A 22,186-nucleotide genomic window follows, 5' to 3' on the forward strand; every position below is an offset into this window, starting at 1 on the left:
ATGGCAAAGGGAATTAAAAAAATCGTTTGGACCGGTGAAGGTAAGGTGTACAATTCTGCTAAAGGATCTGTGCCCGGTCAGTTGGTTGTCGTTGCTCCCGATCAATATGTTTGGTTCAAAATCGGAGAATGGCAGGCAGGAACTAACGAACAAGATAAGAAGAAAGATATCAAGTGGGCTGTTTTTAGTGCCAAAGGATCCATCGATCTGCAGAAGACCTTACCCAGCAACTTTCAATACGGCTATAAGATACCCAGAAAATTATGTGGACCATATTTGTGGATGATCGAGGCTACATGGAGTGGTAATTTTGATGGTAAATCCGGATTGAAAATCAGAGGTGAATCGCCTGCCAGAATTATAGACAGCAGGTGGTCTAAGGTTGAAGGCGGTGCGGATGTACGCAAAACTTACCAGTTTTCATATGGAGAACTCATTTGGCTCAGACTGTTTACCGAAGGCTTAAACGGCTATAATAATGTAGAAGTCCGGGTGTTCAGAAAGCTGCGCGCAGCACTTGGTTTATGGCCAAAAGATGATGAAGAAACCCGGAGAATTTACTTTGTCAATGTGATTGACGGAGAAATCAACCTGAAAATTCCCAATACTTTTTCCTGGTACCAATCTATTAATGACCGTGCATCAGTGGAGGAATTTTATGTTCGCGTAGTGCATCCTGCAACCGGGCAGTATATTCAGGATAGTTTTGGTCATGGCGATACTGCCCATGCCCGTTTTTTAAGGTTAAAAGATAAGGTGGTCTCACAGGTGGTCACCATACCAGAAAACAGGACACCTGTCACCATTTACCAGCCAGATAAAAATGAGGCCAGGTTTGAGTTGTGTAAATTTGAACAGATCAGGATTACAGAACCAGGAGTTAAACCCGTACTGATTTTTGACAATGGAAAAGGTGTCAGAAATATCCAGGACCGGAGAGAAAAAATTGTAGAGCCCATTATCTTTAATTTTGACAGTACCGAATTATCTGCAGAGAGTTTACAGAAATTGAACAATATTCTCCGGTTTTTGCTTGAGCACAGATTCAGTACCATACAACTAGAAGGTTTCGCTTGTGTAATCGGCAAGCAAAACCACAATAACATCTTATCCGAGAACCGAGCTAAAACCGTTAAAGAGTTTTTTGTCAAGGGCAAGCTTGATGCTAACCGGATCAAAACAATAGGCCGCGGCGAAGTCAAACCAACGGATGATAAGATGGGCAGGGATAATATCAAGTATAAAAATGAAGCAGATTACAAGGGGAATCGCAGGGTAGACATTTCTTTCGAATATTATGGCCATAATGCCGAAACCATTATCTACCAAACCATTTTAGGGCCAACGCCTACCAATGTGAAGATTGAGCCTTTAAAGTATGATACCAAGGCCTGTTTTGAGCGGCCTAAGCATAGTAAAAAGTTATCGCTCATCAATATCAACGTCACGGCCGAAGAAGAAGGAAGTATGACTATTCCTGCCATTTCGAGTATGGCAAAAGAATACCCAATGCCTCTGCATTACATCTGGCCCATCAACAAATTAACTGATTTGAGTACGTTCAGTTCGGCCAATGACTATGTGGTGCACATTCATTCCTGTCGGTATTTCTCAGTTCGTAATAATCCAACTGTAAAAGTAAAGGTTTACCCGGATGTGAAATGGAACCTTGATTTTGCTTTAAATCTATCCAATGATTTGAGTGTGAAATGGCAAAACTTAAAAGAGAAGGACCTGAAGGATTTCCAAAAAAAAGCAGGGAAAATTGGTGCAGAAAGAAGGTGGCAGCAAAAAGAAGCTTCGTTCAGTTTTAGCTTAAAGGCCCAATGGGATAAATCAGGTACCACATACGGTACCACTAAAGAACTGAAAGCCACGTACGAGGATAAGTTCAAAAAACTTTACGATATATTCTCCTCCATCGGATCTATTGCAGATGGTGTGACCAGCGTTACCAAAGGTGCTGTAAAAAAAGCCCTTCCGGGGGTGCCAGCGAGTTTTGCGGTAAAACCACCTAACCTTTCTTTAACCGGAGAATGGTTCCTGAAGAAGGTGAAGAATACGGTAGATGTGGAGGAAGTTGGTACAGATGTAACCATTAAGCTCAATGCAAATCCGCTCATCGGGCTGGAAATTACGATAGACTTGCTTGGCGCTATTGTCTGGGGAGTAGCTGGAGCAGTAAGTGGTGGTAGTGCGGCTCCCGGAGTGCTCAAATTATATGATCAGCTTCAGGGAAAACTAAAATCCGGTATCAATGTTGGAAATGATAGCGTAAGCTTTAAAGCCAATGTTAAAATTTATATGGATTTGATCATTACCAGCGAAATCATCATTGATTCTAAGTTCCAATTCAATACTGTTGGCAAACCTTCCGATTCCAGACTTGAGGTTTGTGCCAAGGCCAGGCTTAAAATTGCGCTCAAAGTAGGGGTAGAGATCAAAGGGGAAGTTTCTTTGGTGGTGGTTAAAGCCTATGCATTTTTCGAAGCATCTGCTTCCGGTGAGGCTTCTGTAACCTTCGGTCACAAGATCATCTACGATGAAAAAGGATTGTATTACAGGCCGCTTCTTGGTTTCGACGGCCTCAATGCGAAATATGTGGTTTATATCTCCATGGGGCTGGCAAAAAAGATCGTTGTCGATAAAACCAAAATTGAACAGGCAGAAAACGATAAAGTAGAAATTGCAAGCGGAAATTATCCGGAAGTTATTCCCAAATTTGACGTAATCGATTATTTAGAGAAATTATTTGAAACAAGTGCCAACATACCATTAATTAAAAACTAACCCTATGAAATATTTATTCTTAATCCTGATCGGAATGACTGTTATGTCCTGTGAATCACAAACCAAAACGGATCTTCTAGCCTTAAAGCTGGATGAAAATGTATCCAATATCGTCCAGGCAGACCAGGAATTAAAAAAGGATCAGGATCCCAATCTTGGACTGCATGCTTATGCAACAAATAAGCCAGGCAATTATGCGCTTGGCGGAATTAAACTGAGTACCTATGATTTCCCTAATGGAAACCTTGCAGATCACAATCATTTATATTTGTTTATTGCCAATAAGGATAAACCAAATTATTTGGGATTTAATTATAGCTCCGTAAATCAGGCAGAAACCAAGTCCATCATCGACTTTTTGAAAAAGACCTACTCCGGTTACGAACGAAGAGATAGCAAGGGAAATGGCGAATCTTATTTTTGGGATGTACCCAAGCTGGATGCCTGGATTTTTGTCTATCAGGGAATCTCAAACGATAAGAATGACAAGCAATTTTTTACCACCAATTTTATATTAGTCAAAAAAGGAACTCCGATGGAAAATAGCACTGATCCGAAGGTCATGACGATCAAAGACTATTATACCATGATGTATCCAGATGTACTTAAATAATGAAACAGCCATATTATCAATTAGATTTCAGTGCATTGTTATGCAAGTTTGAGGTAAAGATCAATGACATCGAAATTTTATCTATGAACTTAGATGGCCAAACCTCAACAGATATACCCATCAACTCGGCTATATTTGGAAGTGGTTTGCAAAAGATCGAAGTTAAAGGTTATCCTTTAGAAGGGACTAAAACGATGCATCCAGAGGCTTATATCCGTTATAAGGTAAAAGAACAGGAGGTAGGTACAGGTGAGTTTATGTTTGTAAAGGACTTTGAGAAATACCAGACCCCGGCTGTACATCAAGGTGTCCCATTCATCTACCATACCAGTACCTTTAGGGCTGAAGTACCTTATGAACTGGAAAGCTGGAAGACTTTGCAAAACACTAAGGATTTAAAAACTGACGTTAAGCCTGCTTTAACCCAAGCGTACCAGCAAATCATCCAAAAGGCAAAGTCCGGTGATTATAAGCCGCTTGTGGATGCGATTAAAGTTGTTGAAGTCAGAAATGCAAAAACGATGTATTTAAGCGAGCAGGATACCTATCAACGCGTAAAAAGTATTCTGGGCGATATAGCCGGGGGTTTTAAAATCATGGATCTTTCTGATGCAAGGACGATCAGCTACGCGGCCAATGGTAAACTGCTGCGGTTTGTGCGGCCTGACGGCAATGCTGCGCTGGCTTTGGAGAATGAGGAGACCAGCGAACAGCTTGTGCTGGACTTTTGGTTTTGTTTACCTGATGGAAATGAGGAGTTTAAAATTTTTTAAGGAGTTCATGTACAGGCTGCAAAACCCTTTACATTCCAAAAAATACAATACGCAGAAATTCAGGCTACAATCAAAAAGTAGGATTTAGTTCGTTGTAATAACATCATTGGACTTTTAGTTCAATGGTGTTATTACAATGTCGTAGTCGGATTTGTGCACAAATTGGTCTATTCCGTGCAAAGAATATCTGAAGGGTTCTTATAAATTTGTCATTAGGCTATAATTACATCCTAACCAAATTACCTCAAATGAACCGAAGAAAGCTACTTCAAAGCATGGCCATTGGAATACCTGGTCTGTTACTATCTAAAAATTTTGCGGCAATTGCTCAGGAACTCGGTGAGTTTCCAGAGCAATCGGAAAAAATTCAAGCTGGGCCCTTCAGTCCAACCTGGGAATCACTTCAGTCTTACCAGACGCCAGACTGGTTCAGGGATGCAAAATTCGGTATGTGGGCACATTGGGGGCCTCAGTGTCAACCTGAGGCCGGCGACTGGTATGCCAGAGAAATGTACATTGAAGGCAGTCGTAAATACAAATTCCATCTTGAAAAATACGGACACCCTTCGGAATTTGGGTTTAAAGATGTCATCCATACCTGGAAAGCTGAAAAGTGGGATCCGGAAGAATTGGTCTCTTTGTACAAAAATGCCGGTGCCCGTTATTTCATGGCACTAGCCAACCATCATGATAATTTTGATCTTTACGATAGCAAATACCAAAAAAACTGGAACGCTTTAAAAATTGGTCCAAAAAAAGATTTGATCGGCGCCTGGGCTGCAGCAGCAAAAAAAAATAGTCTGCCATTTGGTGTCAGTGTCCATGCAGCCCATGCATGGAGTTGGTTTGAAACGGCCCAGCGTTCTGACAAAAGTGGGAAATATGCAGGTGTCAGCTATGATGGCAAATTGACTAAGGCTGATGGGAAAGGGAAATGGTGGTCTGGTCTGGATCCCCAGGAGCTCTATGCCCAAAATCATCCATTGAGTGAAAATAGTCTTGACAATGGAACAATCCACAAGCAATGGCATTGGGGTAATGGGGTTGCTCGGCCTACAAAAGTCTATATAGAACAGTTTTATAACCGAACAATCAATCTGATCGATAAGTATCATCCTGATCTGATTTATTTTGATGATTCTCAATTGCCAATGTGGCCGGTCAGCGATGCCGGACTACGAATTGCTGCACATCTTTATAATAAAAGTATTAAAGAAACAGGCCGCTTAAATGCAGTGGTTACAGGCAAAATATTGGATGAAAATCAACGTAAAGCGATGGTTTGGGATATTGAGCGCGGACAAAGTAATGACATCGAACCACTTCCATGGCAAACGGATACCTGTATTGGGGATTGGCATTATGATCGTAGTATCTATTCCAGAAAAGGATACAAGACTGCTAAAATGGTCATCCATACACTAATCGACGTGGTCAGTAAAAATGGGAATCTCATGCTCAATATTCCGGTTAGGGGCGATGGTACCATAGATGAACTCGAACGTAAAGTTGTCGAAGATATTGGCATTTGGATGCGGGCGAATGGAGAAAGTATCTATGGCACTCGTCCATGGAAAATATTTGGCGAAGGGCCTGCTCAACAAGGCGCAGCTAAATTAAGCGCACAAGGCTTTAATGAAGGAAAAGGAAAGCCTTTCACTGAAGCCGATATTCGTTTCACAATTAAAGGTGAACAGCTTTTTGCAACGGTGATGAACTGGCCGGCTACTGGCCATGTCACAATAACCAGTCTTAAAGAAGGTAGTGTCCATTATCCAGCCAAAATCAGTAAGGTTGAATTGCTGGCAACCGGACAAGAGCTAAAGTTTGAAAGAAACACGACCGGTTTAAAAGTCTATTTTCCCGAATCGGTTCCAGTCGCTTCATATGCAAATGCTTTGAGGATAGTTTAGAAAAATACGATAATACCTATATTGTTATAAATTTCTTCAAGTTTGTAATGACCATGAATCTTATCAAAAGCTATTTTAATCTTTTAAATACAGATTACGTCAAGCTGGGACTGAAATGGAACTTCAGTAATGTAATTAGCCCATATTATAGATTGTATTACATTGATGAGGGAGAAGGTCTGATTTCAAGTTTAGAAGGAAATTTGGTTTTGAAACCTGGGCATTTGTACCTGATTCCCAGTTTCACACTTTGCAACCTTTCCTGCAGTCACTTTTTAAGTCAGTATTTTATACAGTTTTTTGAAGAGTCTCCTGACGGATTATCCTTGTTTACCCAATGCAGAAAAGTCATGTGCTTAACCGCAGCAGCTATCGATATCACCAATTTCAAGCGCATTTTGACTTTAAACCCGGGCAGAGGAATCAACCGCTCAGACGATCCTAAGGTTTATGAAAAAGACATATATTACAAAGAATATACCGAGCTAAATGCTTCACAAAGTTTAGCTGTTCAATACGAAACGCAAGGTATTATTTTGCAATTAATTTCAAGATTTCTGAAACCTGATGTTTTCAGGGCAGACAATCCATCCGTGATCCCCTCTGTAATTTTGGATGCCATTAGTTACATACAAATTAACATCAGTTCTGTACTCAAAGTTCGTCATCTGGCAGATCGGGCACATCTCAATACCGATTATTTTTCTCGGTTGTTTCATCGTTTTACAGGTAAAAGTCCAGTTAATTATATCGTCGAAAAAAGAATAGAACGTGCGCAATACCTGATCATTGCAACAAATAATCAATATGGAGATATTGCGCAATTGACCGGCTTTGAGAATTCCCAATACTTTTCCAGAATTTTTAAGCGTAAAACCGGACTGACCCCAGGCCAGTATCGGATGCAGAACAAAACCATGACATCCCGCCATGTTGCTATTGTCATTTGACCGTAATTAAGCATGTCATTTAAATCTGTAGTGTTTCTTTATGCGTTTGTTAAACAGAAGGCGTGAGTAAGGGTATGTGATTCGGAGTTGAGGGTGAACACACAGGTGGATTTGGAGGAGTAGGAGAAAAACCCGGTTTAGGCCGGGTTTTTCGTTTTTCGTCAGCCTGGATTAGTATTAAATTCAGGACAAAGGTTGCATAAACCCAGGATGAGGGTTCGCTATCTAAAACCGGAACCCTATCTTTGTTTTAACTGATGTCGAAAAGAAAACATATCCCTGTCAATACACTTCCTTCCGGAACAAGAGAGGGGATTGTGATAGGACGGGCAACAAGGCAGGGTTCTCCTAATTTTAAGGCCGTAGAAGAGTCACACCGCGACAACGGCCATTTGTTCATCTTACAGGAAAAAGGGAGCACCCACATTGAAATTGACTTTCAGATCCTTCGTATCGATGCACCAGCAGTGGTCTATATTCATCCCAGTCAGGTTCACCGCCTCATTGCATTTGAACAGGCAACCCTTGCCAGTTGGATCATTACCAGTGAAAACCTCCAGCCGGAATTCATCAAATTATTGGAAGATCTTAACCCGGTTAACATCCTAACCTTAGCTCCCGATACCCTGATCATCCTTTCACAGGCCGCCACACTTTGCTTGGATTTAGTGCAGAGAAAACAAGAAAAAATTTACGACAGCATACTAAAATCCAGTTGTAATACGTTGGTAGCCTTAGTGCTATCGCAGTATTTAGCACAATCTAAATTGCCCGATGGCTATTCCAGATTTGAGTTGAATAATAAAGCTTTTAAATCCTTACTGGAGCAAAACTTCAAATCTGTTAAAAGTCCTGCTGAATATGCCGGCTCATTAAATTTATCTGCATCCTATCTGAACGAGTGTGTTCATGAAACCACCGGTCATTCAGTATCGTTCCATATCCGGGAACGTGTATTCCTGGAAGCAAAGCGCTTGCTTTTTCATTCCAGCAAATCGGTTAAAGAGATTGCGGCCGAACTCGGCTATGATGACTTTTCCTATTTTACAAGGCTATTTACCAAGGTTGCCGGGATGACGCCAATTGCTTTCCGCAACAAAAACCTCGTATAGTCCTAGATTAACGGCGTATTGACATTGGTTAAGGATTTTGTACGCCGTTCCTTTGTGTCAATTTAAAGGGTATCACTATGGAAACATCATCTCATATGCTAAAAAATAAAACTATCGCCATTATCGGGGGTGGTCCTGGTGGCCTTACCCTAGCTGTGCTTTTACAATGTAAAGGCGTGGATGTTAAAGTTTATGAAAGAGATCTGAATCAACAATCCCGCATACAGGGCGCTATAGTCGATCTGCACTTTGATTCTGGCCTGAAAGTAATGGAAGCCGCAGGTTTGATGGATGCTTTTAAAAGTTATTACATGGCTGGGGCAGACAAATACCGGATGCTTGATAAGGAGGCTAACATTTGTATGGATGAGGGTGATCAGGAATCTGCATACGATTTTGGCGATGAGCGTTTCCGGCCAGAAATAGATAGAGGAGCATTGCGGGATATGCTGATTGATGCATTGCTGCCGGGGACGGTTGTTTGGGATAGCCAATTCTTAACTATGGAAGAAATTAGCGGCAGGTGGTCACTTCAGTTTGAAAATGGTACACATGCTACGGCCGACTTAGTGATCGGATCGGATGGGTATCGCTCTAAAATCCGTCCATATCTAACGGATATCAAAGCGCTTTATTCTGGTGCAACGATCATTCAAGGGGATATAAATAATCCTGAAAAAGATTGTCCGGAAATGTATACCCTGGTCAACAAAGGAAATTTAATTGCCATGGGTGATGGTAAAACCATTGCTGCCCAACCCAGGGGCGATGGGGGCTTAACGTTTTATGCAGCCTCACTTTACCCTGAAAATTGGGTTAAGGATAGCGGTATCGATTTCGATAACCATGCAGAAGTGTATACCTTTTTGACCCAATCTTACGGCGACTGGAACCCCGTGTTTTTTACGCTGTTCCAAGCCAGTCCTAATTTTGTTCCCCGTCCATTGGATTATTTTCCCTTAGATCAGCATTGGGAAGCAAAAGCAAACCTCACGATTATTGGTGATGCAGCACATTTAATGCCGCCTTCAGGTGAGGGTGTTAATACAGCTATGCTGGATGCATTGGATCTCAGCGAGTGTTTGACAGATGCCAGATTTAAAGATCCGAAAGCTGCCATAACCGAATATGAAGGTCGCATGCGGGAGAGAGCTACCGTGCTTGGAAAAGAGGCGCTTGACGGAATAAAGGATTTTGCGGCCCCATCTGAGGAATCTTTTAAAAAGCTTTTACAGCAATTCGATGGGCTGAAATAAAGCACCTGAATCATGTCTCCTGATAAGCCAGCGTGTCATTATATTTTGCTGTATTGGCAATCGCAATAATTGGACACTCTGCGATGATTTCTAATTTCTTCATTTGCTTTACGTATTTTTTAATTAGTCACCACCTGGGGTCTCTGCTTCAGCATTCTTGTAGTTTAGGACAAAATCGCAATAATCCAGTACTAAATACGCAAAATCAAGGACATAAATTTTTTAACAGATCAGATTATTTGTTATGGTTCAAATTCATATTTCTGAATAGCAGCTGATCATTCCAATGCTCAGTTTACCTAACTATATGATTTGCGATTGTCCGTACTGGTGTCGGAGCAGGTTGCAACTAAAGATTTAATTATCGATCTTTTCGCCGAAAAATAAATCTTTTCTATAGGTTAAACATATATGAACATTAGAAAAAATACATATAAGGGGGCCGGACTCAAGCTTCTGGTCGCTTCTTTTTTTGCCGTACTTTCTGTTTATGGCCAAAGCCGCCAGGAGATTGCCTTAACAGAAAACTGGAAGTTTTACCGGGGTAAAAATGAACAGGCTTTTGAAAAAACATTTAACGACCGGAGCTGGAAAACCGTAACAGTCCCGCACGATTGGGCCATTTCTGGTCCATTTGACAAAGAGATTGACAAACAAATGGTCACCATTACACAGAACGGTGAAACAAGACCATCAGAAAAAACCGGTAGAACAGGGGCCCTTCCCTATACCGGCGAAGGCTGGTACCGCAATAACTTCATCGTGCCCTCGCTAAAAAAAGGGCAGCGTACCTTACTGTTATTTGACGGCGCCATGAGCGAACCACGTGTTTACTTCAATGGTAAGCTGGTTGGTCAATGGAATTACGGTTACAACAGCTTTTATCTGGATGTGACCGGACAAGCATTGCCTGGCGAAATGAATACGCTGGCCGTACATTTGTCAAACCGGCCGAAATCCTCGCGCTGGTATCCTGGAGCAGGTCTTTACCGCAATGTGCATTTGATTGTGAAGGATGAACAAAGTATCGGGCAATGGGGCGTTTCCATTACCACGCCGGTAATCGAGGCCAGAATTTCCAAAGTAAATATCAAAACTAAAGTAACTGGTAATAACCTGCGTCTGGTTACACAAATACTCGATCGTGAAGGTAAAGAATTGATTGTTCAAAGTACAGATCAGCAATTTGGTCATGAGTTTGAGCAAAACATTCCCGTAGCAGATCCAAAACTATGGAGTCCTGAAAGTCCATATTTGTATACAGCAGTTTCCAGGGTATACGAAGGAACGGAGTTGAAAGATGAAGTGAAAACCCGTTTCGGCATTCGCGAAATCCGCTATGAGGCGAATAAGGGATTTAGCCTGAACGGAAAGGTCCGTAAATTTAAAGGCGTCTGCCTGCATCACGATCTTGGTCCACTGGGGGCAGCGATCAATACTGCAGCGCTCAGAAGGCAATTGACCATCCTGAAAGATATGGGTTGTGATGCAATCCGGAGTTCACACAATATGCCTTCACCAGAGCAGCTGGAACTGTGCGACGAGCTAGGTTTCATGTTCCTGGCAGAGAGTTTTGACGAATGGGCAAAACCTAAGGTAGAAAACGGATACCACCTTTATTTCAATACCGATGCAGAAAAAGATGTGGTCAACCTGGTTCGGGCGAACCGCAATCACCCGAGTATTGTCATGTGGAGTTCCGGGAATGAAGTTCCGGATCAATTTGGTCCGGAAGGGGTTAAAAGAGCCAAATGGTTGCAGGATATTTTTCATCGGGAAGATCCAACCCGTCCGGTTACTGTGGGCATGGACCAGGTCAAAGCGACTATGGCTTCTGGATTTGCAGCCTTATTGGATATACCAGGGCTTAATTACCGGCTTCCTTTATACCCCGACGCGTATAAGGCTTTTCCGCAAGGATTTATTCTGGGATCAGAAACCGCTTCTACCGTGAGTTCGCGTGGGATTTATCAATTTCCGGTAGTGATAGGTAAAAATGTCCGGCATCCAGATTTACAAAGTTCATCGTATGATGTAGAATGCTGCTCCTGGTCTAATCTTCCTGATGACGACTTTATTATGCAGGATGATATGCCATGGGTAATCGGCGAATTTGTCTGGACTGGTTTCGATTATCTGGGCGAACCTACTCCGTATGATGAGCAATGGCCATCCAGAAGTTCTTATTTCGGAATCTGTGACCTGGCTGGTATACCAAAGGACAGGTATTATTTATACCGTAGTCGCTGGAATACCGAAAAGCCTACCTTACATATCCTGCCGCATTGGAATTGGGCGGGTAGGGAAGGTCAGGTTACCCCTGTATTTGTTTACACCAGTTATGACAGTGCTGAACTGTTTTTGAACGGTAAGAGCCTGGGCATACGGAAAAAAAATAAAACCAGTCCTCAAGACCGTTACCGTCTCATGTGGAATGATGTCAAATATGTAGCAGGCACTTTGAAAGTGGTAGCTTATGACAGCACCGGCCGTGCCGTAGCAGAGGAGCAGGTTGTAACCGCAGGTACACCGCATAAAATTGTGATGGAAACCGACCGGAACGAGATTACAGCAGATGGTAAAGACATCTATTACGTAACGGTGTCTGTAGTGGATAAAGATGGTAATCCATGTCCTACAGCGACTACGCAGCTCAAATTTAACGTGACAGGAGCAGGTATTTTCAAAGCGGTCTGTAATGGCGATGCCACTTCGCTAGAAAGTTTTGAATTGCCAACGATGAAGCTTTTTAGCGGGAAACTGGTTGTACTTGTTCAATCAACCAAAAACGCGGGAACAATGAACTTGAGCATCAGCGGTAAAGGGCTGAAAGGAGGACAGATCAGTCTGCAATCCAGATAGCGTAATCTTGAAATAGGCATTTACGACCTGATGCTATGGTATAAACGTACCTAGCAAAAGAAATGCACCTACTGCGGCAATCACAAACGCCCAGTACTGCATTTTGATAAAAAAAAGAGAATGGTCTGGCTTAAACAGGAATTCCTGCCCTGATTGCTTATCAATCATTACCCTGTTTTTATCTGCTGAATTGAATTTGTTCCCTATAAACCAAACGGCCGCCGCGGCAGCAAAGCTGCCAATGCATGGACCTAAAAAAAGCGTAGTAGGAAAAAGCTTCCAGAAAACGACACTTATTACTCCAACTATTGCAATAGTAATGAAGGGAACTAAAAAACCATAACCTTTCCAAATAATGAACATAAGCGTTTGTGATATAATTTAAGGCGTAATGATGCTTCGTAGTTACTAACAAAACTCCAGCCAAAAGATTGCCGGAACTTCGGATGGTATACTCGAAATATGATATCCTTCAAATGGATTGAATAGAGATCGCGTTTGCACCCTAATAAATGACAGATTAACCAATTGCCTTGATTGAAGTTCGTAATCGTTGAACAGAATTGATGTTCATATTGCAGTAAATGTAGTTTGCGCTTTCTTTAATTTTAATTGGGGCTTCAGGTAAATAACAAGAATTTTACATAACTTTAAAAATTATTTAAAACTTTGGCCCTAAGACCTGTTCATAACGAAGCTACTTTACTTGCGTTAGTCGCGAAGGGGGATCAGCGTGCATTTAGTAACCTTTTTGACGCCTACTTCAGGCAATTGGGAGAATATGTCTATAAGCTCACAGAATCAATTGAAGTTACGGAAGAAATTGTACATGATGTTTTTATAAAGATTTGGCTTAAGAAAGAAATACTTGTTGATCTGGACAATTTCAGCCATTACTTATTTATCTTATCCAAACATCAAACACTAAATCACCTCCGGAAAAAGGCTAATGATGAAGTTCGGCAGTTGGAATGGCTAAAAGACTTCAAAGAAGAAACTTACATGATGGATGATTATCCAATTATTGAAGAATATCGGATATTAATGGATGCGGCGGTTGAAAAATTACCTCCACAGCAGAAAAAAGTTTATAAATTAAGTAGAGAAGGTCGATTAAAACATGATGAGATTGCTAAAATTTTAAATATTTCCCCAGAAACAGTTAAGAAGCATATTAAACTTGCACTTCGATCTATAAAAAACGAGTTGTCATCTAAAAATGATGCTGTTGTTGTATTGGTTTTATCTACTCCATTATTTTTTTTGTAAATAAATAAAATTTCTTTACCCCTTTTTTTTAATCAATGTGTCTTTAGTATTAAGATGGCATCAATTTAAGATGCTGTTGTAAAGATCATGATGCAAAAAAATCGTATAGACAATCTGTTCCAAAAGTATTTTGATAAGACTGCAAGCCCTGAGGAGCGTAGTGAATTGATGTCTATGATCAATGAGCTGAGTTCCGATGAGGAATTGCTAAAGCTGATGGAAGACACGTACGAAGGTTTCGTACCCCAGCACAATCCATTTGTCCTGGGTAAAAAGGAACAAATATTTCAAAAAATTCAAGTTAGTATAGATAATGCGGAGCATAAAAGCAGTCTGACTAAAGTGGTCCTTAACAACAAATGGTTTAAATACGCAGTTGCTGCTTCTGTAACGATCTTTATTGGAATTGCAGCCTACTTCTTCACCTACCATCCCAAAGACACGCAAACCCTGGTCACCGATTTCAATCCCGGAGGTAATAAAGCCGTGTTGACATTAAGTAATGGCGCAACCATTATTTTGGATAATGCTAAAAATGGTCAGTTAACCAGCCAGGGAGGTACCGCCGTGAATAAAGCAAATGATGGGGAGATTATTTACGATGCTTCACAGTTTCCACAAACAGAAACCGGAGTAAAACCGGCTTATAATACAATCACAACACCTAAAGGAGGGCAGTATAAGGTCGTGCTGGCTGATGGTACCAGAGCCTGGCTAAATTCAGTATCTTCAATTAGTTTTCCAACTTCATTTAATGGTAAAGAGCGACAGGTAGAGATTACCGGAGAGGTTTATTTTGAAGTCGCCAAAAATAAAAACAAACCCTTTCTAGTCAAAGCAGCCAATCAGCTGGTTGAAGTTTTAGGCACACATTTTAACATCAATAGCTACAATGACGAGCCAGATATTAAAACCACATTGCTGGAAGGATCTGTTCAAATACGCCGTTTAAATAGTAACTTTTCAGCCCTTCTTTATCCAGGCCAACAGGGTGTCACCAGATCTTCAGGACCGATTCATGTTCAACATGTTGATATTGAGCAAGTCATTGCCTGGAAAAATGGTATGTTTCAGATCAACGATGCCAGTATAGCAAGCCTGATGCGCCAGGCCTCCAGGTGGTATAATGTTGATATTGAATATGAAGGTAAAATCCCGGATAGAAAATTTTCAGGAAAGATCAAACGGGATGTTAAGGCCTCAGAGTTTTTGCAAATGCTCAGTTATTTTAATTTGCATTTCAGTGTAGAAGGACAAAAAATCATCATAAAAAATTAAATCCAGATCATTTTACAACCTAATTCACAGAATTATTCAACTAAACAATTAAAGATGGAAAAATTTTACAACTAAACCGAAATCAATGGATCACCACAAACAGGTTGCCTGGAAAAATCCGGACAAGTGTTGCAGTACTTGCCCGGTTAATATTTAGGTTACCCATCAAAAAGAATTCGCAATTCGAGTATCAACGTTTAACCCAAACCTTACAAAAGTATGCATTTAAATGGTTTATGTAAACCCTTACCAGGGGTATTCCGGCCAATGGCTAAAAAACTAACCCTACTAATCACCATAGCCTTTTCAATAGTATACACCAAAAGCTATAGTCAAATCACCATTCACGAGAAGAATGTTGAAATTCAAAAAATATTTAAGTCCATAGAACAGCAATCCAAATTCACCTTTCTATACGATAGTAAAGATATCAAGGATGTACCTAACATCACTATAGATGTCGATAATGCTTCAATTCAGGATGCCTTGAGCCAGACTTTCAAGGGCCTTTCACTAACGTATAAAATTATTGCGCAAACAATCTTGGTTAAACAAGAACCGAAAAAGCCTGAAAATCTACCCCCAGGCCCAGCCCAGCAGAAAAAAGGTATGCTGTTCATTAAAGGTACGGTCATGGATCAAAATCTGCTGCCGCTGAAGGATGTCATGATCAAAGAGCTGAAGCTCGGTTTTAAAACGCTTTCCAACGCTATGGGTGATTTCACCATTCAGTCTGGAACCTCCGGTACAATCGTTGTATCAGCTCCAGGTTTTGCCAAACAAACGATCAGCTATGCTGATACGACGTTTCTTGAAATTAATTTGCAAAAAGATGGTATGGAAAGTATTGATTTATCTGAGGTGCAAATACAGCGCTTAAACGAGATTAAAGCCAATCCTACCAAATTTATCAACATGGAGAACCGCAATTACATGAATCTTGCACAGGTATTGCAAGGAACCATTCCCGGATTGAGTTTACAGATTGTCAATACCAGTGTTAAAACAGTCACCAGTGTAGATGCCTATGTTTATAGAGATGGTAACACACCTGTACTTGCGTTCAGAAGGTTTTCGGTAGAAGATTTTTTAGCACGTGAAGGTAGGGTACAAGGGCAGAAGATCATTGACCTGCTCTTAAAAGGGAGTAATGTACCCAAAGCGATTACAGATCTCTATCACATCAATACCATCACTACAGTCACCAATGTTTTAGTGCCGGAGATCAGGGGAGCCAATAATTTTGGCAGTAATACCTCAAATATGCTTGTGGTTATTGACGGTTTCCCACAAGATGGTTTTCCTGCCAATTACCCGATGACCAATGTTGAATCTATTGAGGTGATTAAAGATCCAAAGGAATTAATTAAGTGGGGTTCCAGGGCTGCTGGAGGTGCCATTTTGATCAGGTCTAAAGCAGCCAAGGCCGGAAGGCTGGACATTAATTATTCTGCTAATTTTTATTACGCTCCGGCACCGGCATACAATAGGGAAAAATTGAAACTGGCCAATACGGCTACCTATTTAGAATACCTTAACGATCCTGGTTTGTCGCTTAATAATGGGGCCACTCCTTTTGGCGTATCTCCCGCAAAGCAACTGGTGAGTCAAAAAAGACTAAATCAGATCACTCAGGCTCAGTTTCAAACGCAATGGGACTCGCTGGCACGACTGGATAATGAAAGTCAGGTAAATATGCTTCAGCAAAATTCATTTACTCAAAACCATGGCCTAACGGTCAGCGGGGGTACAAAGGCTTATAAGTTTACAGGTATGGCTAATTACATCACAGGGCAGGACAACAGCCTGGGTAGTAAAAAGAGTGAATACACTTTCGGGCTGAATAATAATTTTAGCCTTTTAAAAAACAAACTTAATATCCGCTGGCTTGTCAATTTTTCAGATGCGAAAAACAAATCCGGATATACCTTGTCTCCAACAAATCTTGGAATAGATCCCTATCAGATGCTTTTAGATGACAGGGGAAATTACGTTTACGATTATACCGTACTATCGGCCGATGCCAACAAGAAGATTGTAGGACTTGGATATAAAGATTATGGTGTCAATTTGCTCCAGGATGCAAGAATTAATGATCTTTCATCAAGAGTAATTAATAAACAATCCAACTTAAATCTAAGTTGGCAATTGTTACCTGGGCTGTCATTTGCAACATCATTTTTATATAAGCATCGAAATACAAACAACCGGACTTTATATGCTGCCGAGTCGAGCTATTCCAGGCAGTTGGTAGATAGATACGGGCAATTGAGCAGTAAAGGCGTAAATTTTTATGTTCCATATGGTGATATCCTGCAGGAAAGCGACAGGATTTATGAAGAACTCAACCTCAGGTCCGCGCTGTCTTACAGCAAAGTATTTGGCAAACACAGCATTGGTGTAACCTTGGGCGGCGGTGCTGCTGCGGTCTCAAGCAGCAGCCCTGCCAATACTGCCTTATATGGTTATAACTCATCAACCAAAACCAGTACGCCGGTTTATTTACCAACGTATCCCTCCACAAATGCAGCTATAACTAACTTTTATTCTTTATTTGCAGGTGCCTCGTCTACCATGTATCCCAATGGTTTAACACAGCCATTATCAGGAGATACATCCGTTAACCGTAACCTAAATGGGAATCTGTCGCTGATGTACGGGTTCGCCAATAGAATAAGCGTATCAGGTAGTTATCTTAATGTTTTAAATCCCCTTTACGGACAGTCTGCTAAATATTCTACGCAAAAATCTTATAGCGGTGATGTAACGGGTCGCATAGTTAAAGACTGGAACAGTGTTTTAAAAGATGTTTTGATCTCTGTTGGAACCACTGGCATCAAAATGCCAGATTTGCCTGCACAGTATAGTAACCGAAGGTATTTGCAAACTTATTTTAACAATTATACCATTTGGGTAAATGGGGCCACGCCTACACAGCAGCAAGGGCAGAGCTCTAAGCTGATTTATCAAAAACTGGCCCTGGCCTTGGCAGACAGTTCACTCGTTATCAACGGGGCTTACAACACACAAACCAATCAAGGCAACCTGGAAACCAACAACACCGTAAATGCAAAAAGCAATGAAACCAGAAAACTAAATTACCTAAGCGGTGGATTGGATCTGTTTTTGAGAAAGAAGCTCCTTAATTTTCACCTGAACTATGGAAGATCACCCGAAGGCGAATCACAATACAACGGGAGTTTTAACTACAACATTGCCCGTGAAAGCTATTTTAAATCCAACACAATCAATGATCTTGAGGTTAGTGCACTCCTTCAGGACATCAGTGCCTATCAGGGGTTTTCCATCATGACGGCAACCAACATTGCCACCGGTGGTTCTTTTAGTCAGGCCACAAACAGCGATTTTAGTCAGCTGCCTGCAGCCAGCAAAATATTTGAACTTCATGGTAAAATTGGCTTGGTTGATAATAAATACAGCATGGATCTGCGTTATTATGATCAGAATTCGGCGGGTGTAAGCAACAACCTATCGGTGTTGACGGATCCGAGTACAGGTCTTTCCACGCAGGTCAGCTACAGCAGCATTACCAATAGGGGGATAGAGCTTTTTATGAATGCCAACCTGGTTAAAACCAATAATTTTAATTACAACATTACCCTGAATGGTGCGCTCAACAGAAATATTGCTAAAAATGTACCAATAACGCGTTTTACTGCGACCAATAGCTATACAACTGTGGCAAGGGAAGGTTACGATGTGAGTAATATCTGGTCTACAAAATGGGCCGGATTGAATTCAGAGGGTGATCCTCAGATCTACGATAAAAATGGAAACATTACCGCTACGATAGACAGTGCTACCATTGCTTCGTCCTTATTCTATCAAGGTGTAACCAAAGCCCCCTATACCGGTGGATTGATCCAGGAAGTCAGGGTAAAGCAGTTTTTTGCCCGTGTAGCCCTTACCTTTAATTTAGGGTACGTTATGCGCTATTATTTGCCTTACCCTGGATATGATGGGGAAAATAGCAGTCTGATTGCCGACAGGTGGCGCAATCCTGGAGATGAACAGCGCACGGATGTGCCGAAAATCAGCTCATCCGGCTCTAACAGCTACCGTGAATTTGTCACCCGATATTCAAGCAATGGAATCTTACCCGCCGATAACATTCGTTTGCAGGAGGTTATGCTGGGTTTTAGCCTGCCAAACAATTACCTTAAAAAATATGGCTTAAGTTATTTTGTGATGACTTTCCAGGTGCAAAATCTCGCTTACTGGGCAAAAAATAAGTATAAAATAGATCCTGCAACCATCAGCCAGGACGGACGGATCGGAAGTCCACTGGCAAAAATCTATTCATGTAACATAAGTGTTAATTTTTAAAATTATGACGATGTATAAGAACGCATTATTTTTTCTTTTGGTTACTTGTAGCCTATTGGCAGTTCAAGGCTGCAATAAGTTTCTGGATATATCGCCTCCAACTTCTAATGTAAACCCAACTACAGTTAAGGATTTCCAGGAGATGCTAAACGGCGATTCATTAAGCAAATGCCATTTCTTTCTGTTAGATGTGATGAGCGATGACCTTCAGTACTCGGATGCACAGACTACTACGTCCTCCAACTATTATCTCAGGGGTTATTTATGGGGCGATCCCATCTGGAACCCTTCTGATGATGACGTGATGTACAACTCTACATATTCGAGGATACTGCAAATGAACATCATTACCGACCGTATAAATGCAGCACCTGCAGACGCGTACAATACACCGGAAAATAAAAGTCTGGTCCTTTCGCAGGCCCTCATTAACAGAGCCTTTTATTACTTGCAACTCGTAAATGCATATGGTTCCGCCTACGATCCTGGGACATCATTAACAGATCCTGGTGTACCGCTTGTGCTCAGTGCGAGCGGTAATTCGCTGCCTCCGAGAGCAAGCGTGGCTCGGGTGTATGACCAAGTGATTGCAGACCTTAAAGCCGCAGTAAATAATCCTTATCTAAAAAGTAAAGGCTCCGATGTCATCCATCCTGGAAAATCGTCTGGTTATGCCTTGCTGGCACGGGCATATTTATATCAAGGTGATTATGTTGCGGCGTTAAATTATGCAGATTCTACCTTAGCTTTGGAAAGTACAGTGCTCAATTATAATTCCAGTAGTTATAAAAACCTCACGCAGTTACCTGACCTGGTTGGCAATCCGGAAATACTGCTTGGACGGATCACTGTAGATCTTGAATTTTATGCTTTCAATAAGGCTACCGTTTTGCCCAGCACTACGCTAACCTCAACATTGACCACTTCTGATTTAAGGTATTCTAAAAGATTCGTCGCCCCAAGCCGGTTTCAACCTGCTGTTTATACTGCCGCTAGTGGTAACTCTATGGTATTGGACAATAGTATCGGTGTACCTGAAGTGATGTTGATCAAGGCCGAATGTCTGGCCCGCATGGGATCGTTTGCTCAGGCAGCTGCACTGATCACTACGCTTAGGCAAAACAGGTTAACCACTTCAGCATTTGCGGCAGAGAAGCGTACCTATACTGCAGATAACACTTTAGGGTATGTACTTGATGAGCGGAGGCGTGAATTGTATTACCACGGAGGGCTACGTCTGTTTGATTTGAAACGATTGAACAAGGAGGCTGCGTTTAAGAAAGACATTACACGTACGAAATACAATAGTACCATTGTTCTCGCCACACTGCCTGCGGGTTCAGGTCGCTATTTAGTGCCTTTCAGTCCAACAGTAATCGCTGCCAATCCAAATATAACCCAAAATCCAAGATAAGAAGGTTCAACTTTTAACCTAATGTGAATAAATCATGTCATACAAAATATATCATTATATCCAGCCTAAACTGATCAGCCTTAAAGGCCTGTTTTTTCTGTGCCTGATTTGTCTGGGGGTTTTCTCCTGCAAAAAGAATACGAACGAAGCAGATACACTGCAGTCCAGATTTGATACCGGAATGGTTTCCTACGTCCAGGGCAGTAACGTAGTTGCATTAAATGGAGTGAATTATAGTTTTACGCCCTATTACATGGGTGTGCCTGTTACCCTAAAAGAATCGGCAAAAACAGCCGATACCATTATCGCTGCAGTTGATCCCTCGTTGATTTCCGAGTATAATCAAATCTACCTGGAAAAGAACCCTTCCATTCCACAGGGTGCATTCGAAGTGGCTCACCAAGGGGCTTTTGCAATTCATCCGGGTACTAAAGAAGCAACAGATTCGCTCTATGTATTGTTGAATGATGGTAGCCAGTTGAAAGACAGCACCGTTTACCTGGTGCCCGTAACATTATCAGCTAAAAAAGGTTCCAGGTTAAAATACTCGTTGTTCTTTTTTAAAGTATTGGTAACCAAAGGTGATTTGCAGGCCAAAACATTTGGTTCTACTCTGGCTACTGGCATCAGTAACAACCGCCTGGTGCCAAGTGGGGCCTTGCAGGTCGTTTTGAGTGGTATAGCGCTTCCAGATGAGTTGAAGATCAGGATGACCCTCAATAAGGTATTTCCAGCACACGATGTCAGTGTCCAGGCCACCATGCTTACACAAAGTGAGATTAGCGCTGCGATTACTAAAGAGACGTTCGTTGGCATACCAGTACCCGACGCCAATGCAACCCTCGTCAAAGATTTGGTTACCATACCGGCCAGACTGATGTTAAGTAAAGATAGCGTAACGGTACGTTTCAACAATAAAAACCAATTGACAGCCGGCTGGTATGTTACCGGTGTAAAAATCAAAACCTATACCGGATCAGCATACGGCGTGCCGCCTGTGGCTAACGACTCTTGCAGGGCCTATATCCGATTCTTTAAAAATAATTAATCAAAATGCTAAAAACAGCTATAATCACCATCATGTCCTTTTCAGCCTTGCTGTTTAGCGCATACACAGGAAATACTTCTTCAACGGAGCAAGAAAAAACTTCGGCAAAAATCGATACCATAAAAATTAAAGTCGGCGATAAATGCCCTGATATCGTATTTAGAGATACGGTGGGGTATGAGGGCAATGATGTTAAGCTCAGTAGTTTTAAAGGTAAATACGTCCTGATCGATGTTTGGGCTTCCTGGTGCGCCCCGTGTCGTGCACAATACCCGCATTTTAAGGCATTGGCCGCAAAGATGGAAAAGAAGGCAATCGTCTTTTTAAGTATTTCCATAGATGTTCAGGTCTGGAGGTGGAAAGGCTCCGTACTTAATCAAATGGGTGGTATCCAATGGAAAGTTAAAGACGAAACATTCGAGAAGGTCTTCGGCATCAATACCATTCCCAGATATATTTTACTGGATAAAAAGGGTACTGTTTTGAGCCTGAACATGACCATGCCTTCACATCCCGAGCTCGAGCAGGAACTGATGAAACTTAAAGGAATTTAACCCCTGT

15 protein-coding genes are annotated in these 22,186 nt (G+C 41.5%); 14 read left to right on the plus strand and 1 reads right to left on the minus strand.

What is annotated here, in order from left to right; genetic code table 11:
- From IM797_RS08875 to IM797_RS08910, 8 genes are all read left to right on the plus strand, one after another.
- Entirely contained in the window at positions 1 to 2,790 is a 2,790-nt protein-coding gene (locus IM797_RS08875) for an OmpA family protein (protein WP_194126765.1), read from the plus strand.
- A gap of 4 nt (positions 2,791 to 2,794) precedes the next feature.
- Positions 2,795 to 3,403 (plus strand): hypothetical protein, encoded by a 609-nt coding sequence (locus IM797_RS08880; protein ID WP_194126766.1) that lies wholly within the window; start codon positions 2,795 to 2,797, stop codon positions 3,401 to 3,403.
- Positions 3,403 to 4,176: a hypothetical protein gene (locus tag IM797_RS08885; RefSeq protein ID WP_194126767.1), complete on the plus strand. Its 774-nt coding sequence runs from the start codon at positions 3,403 to 3,405 to the stop codon at positions 4,174 to 4,176. Before IM797_RS08880 ends, IM797_RS08885 begins: the two co-directional genes overlap by 1 nt.
- A 248-nt stretch (positions 4,177 to 4,424) precedes the next feature.
- A complete protein-coding gene (locus IM797_RS08890) occupies positions 4,425 to 6,089 on the plus strand; it encodes an alpha-L-fucosidase (protein ID WP_194126768.1) in 1,665 nt (554 codons plus the stop codon).
- A gap of 53 nt (positions 6,090 to 6,142) precedes the next feature.
- Positions 6,143 to 7,039, plus strand: coding sequence for an AraC family transcriptional regulator (locus IM797_RS08895; protein WP_228098774.1), 897 nt, complete (start codon positions 6,143 to 6,145; stop codon positions 7,037 to 7,039).
- A 257-nt stretch (positions 7,040 to 7,296) separates the two neighbouring features.
- On the plus strand, positions 7,297 to 8,151 hold the full coding sequence (locus IM797_RS08900) for an AraC family transcriptional regulator (RefSeq protein WP_228098775.1): 855 nt from the start codon (positions 7,297 to 7,299) through the stop codon (positions 8,149 to 8,151).
- Positions 8,152 to 8,228: 77 nt separating this feature from the next.
- Entirely contained in the window at positions 8,229 to 9,407 is a 1,179-nt protein-coding gene (locus IM797_RS08905; protein WP_228098776.1) for an NAD(P)/FAD-dependent oxidoreductase, read from the plus strand.
- Between the two features lie 411 nt (positions 9,408 to 9,818).
- The gene (locus IM797_RS08910; protein WP_194126770.1) at positions 9,819 to 12,269 is read left to right on the plus strand and encodes a DUF4982 domain-containing protein; all 2,451 of its coding nucleotides are present in this window, start codon (positions 9,819 to 9,821) and stop codon (positions 12,267 to 12,269) included.
- A 33-nt stretch (positions 12,270 to 12,302) separates the two neighbouring features.
- On the opposite strand, the gene IM797_RS08915 is transcribed toward IM797_RS08910, so the two are convergent.
- A complete protein-coding gene (locus IM797_RS08915) occupies positions 12,303 to 12,632 on the minus strand; it encodes a hypothetical protein (RefSeq protein ID WP_194126771.1) in 330 nt (109 codons plus the stop codon).
- A gap of 306 nt (positions 12,633 to 12,938) precedes the next feature.
- Between IM797_RS08915 and IM797_RS08920 the strand changes: the two genes are divergently transcribed.
- The 6 genes from IM797_RS08920 (at position 12,939) to IM797_RS08945 (ending at position 22,179) form a co-directional block, all read left to right on the plus strand.
- Positions 12,939 to 13,538 (plus strand): RNA polymerase sigma factor, encoded by a 600-nt coding sequence (locus IM797_RS08920; protein ID WP_194126772.1) that lies wholly within the window; start codon positions 12,939 to 12,941, stop codon positions 13,536 to 13,538.
- A gap of 87 nt (positions 13,539 to 13,625) precedes the next feature.
- Positions 13,626 to 14,816, plus strand: coding sequence for a FecR family protein (locus tag IM797_RS08925; protein WP_194126773.1), 1,191 nt, complete (start codon positions 13,626 to 13,628; stop codon positions 14,814 to 14,816).
- Positions 14,817 to 15,035: 219 nt separating this feature from the next.
- The gene (locus IM797_RS08930) at positions 15,036 to 19,163 is read left to right on the plus strand and encodes a SusC/RagA family TonB-linked outer membrane protein (RefSeq protein ID WP_194126774.1); all 4,128 of its coding nucleotides are present in this window, start codon (positions 15,036 to 15,038) and stop codon (positions 19,161 to 19,163) included.
- A gap of 10 nt (positions 19,164 to 19,173) precedes the next feature.
- A complete protein-coding gene (locus IM797_RS08935) occupies positions 19,174 to 20,577 on the plus strand; it encodes a RagB/SusD family nutrient uptake outer membrane protein (RefSeq protein ID WP_194126775.1) in 1,404 nt (467 codons plus the stop codon).
- Between the two features lie 34 nt (positions 20,578 to 20,611).
- A complete protein-coding gene (locus IM797_RS08940; protein WP_194126776.1) occupies positions 20,612 to 21,625 on the plus strand; it encodes a DUF1735 domain-containing protein in 1,014 nt (337 codons plus the stop codon).
- Positions 21,626 to 21,630: 5 nt separating this feature from the next.
- Positions 21,631 to 22,179, plus strand: coding sequence for a TlpA disulfide reductase family protein (locus IM797_RS08945; RefSeq protein ID WP_194126777.1), 549 nt, complete (start codon positions 21,631 to 21,633; stop codon positions 22,177 to 22,179).
- Positions 22,180 to 22,186: the final 7 nt, after the last annotated feature.

This window comes from Pedobacter sp. MC2016-24 (genome assembly GCF_015223055.1).
GTDB lineage: Bacteria > Bacteroidota > Bacteroidia > Sphingobacteriales > Sphingobacteriaceae > Pedobacter.

Excerpts from the sequence above, each read along its gene's own strand:
- IM797_RS08875 (WP_194126765.1), top strand. The coding sequence starts at position 1 with ATGGCAAAGGGAATTAAAAAAATCGTTTGGACCGGTGAAGGTAAGGTG.
- IM797_RS08880 (WP_194126766.1), top strand. The coding sequence starts at position 2,795 with ATGAAATATTTATTCTTAATCCTGATCGGAATGACTGTTATGTCCTGT.
- IM797_RS08885 (WP_194126767.1), top strand. The coding sequence starts at position 3,403 with ATGAAACAGCCATATTATCAATTAGATTTCAGTGCATTGTTATGCAAG.
- IM797_RS08890 (WP_194126768.1), top strand. The coding sequence starts at position 4,425 with ATGAACCGAAGAAAGCTACTTCAAAGCATGGCCATTGGAATACCTGGT.
- IM797_RS08895 (WP_228098774.1), top strand. The coding sequence starts at position 6,143 with ATGAATCTTATCAAAAGCTATTTTAATCTTTTAAATACAGATTACGTC.
- IM797_RS08900 (WP_228098775.1), top strand. The coding sequence starts at position 7,297 with ATGTCGAAAAGAAAACATATCCCTGTCAATACACTTCCTTCCGGAACA.
- IM797_RS08905 (WP_228098776.1), top strand. The coding sequence starts at position 8,229 with ATGGAAACATCATCTCATATGCTAAAAAATAAAACTATCGCCATTATC.
- IM797_RS08910 (WP_194126770.1), top strand. The coding sequence starts at position 9,819 with ATGAACATTAGAAAAAATACATATAAGGGGGCCGGACTCAAGCTTCTG.
- IM797_RS08915 (WP_194126771.1), bottom strand. The coding sequence starts at position 12,632 with ATGTTCATTATTTGGAAAGGTTATGGTTTTTTAGTTCCCTTCATTACT.
- IM797_RS08925 (WP_194126773.1), top strand. The coding sequence starts at position 13,626 with ATGATGCAAAAAAATCGTATAGACAATCTGTTCCAAAAGTATTTTGAT.
- IM797_RS08930 (WP_194126774.1), top strand. The coding sequence starts at position 15,036 with ATGCATTTAAATGGTTTATGTAAACCCTTACCAGGGGTATTCCGGCCA.
- IM797_RS08935 (WP_194126775.1), top strand. The coding sequence starts at position 19,174 with ATGTATAAGAACGCATTATTTTTTCTTTTGGTTACTTGTAGCCTATTG.
- IM797_RS08940 (WP_194126776.1), top strand. The coding sequence starts at position 20,612 with ATGTCATACAAAATATATCATTATATCCAGCCTAAACTGATCAGCCTT.
- IM797_RS08945 (WP_194126777.1), top strand. The coding sequence starts at position 21,631 with ATGCTAAAAACAGCTATAATCACCATCATGTCCTTTTCAGCCTTGCTG.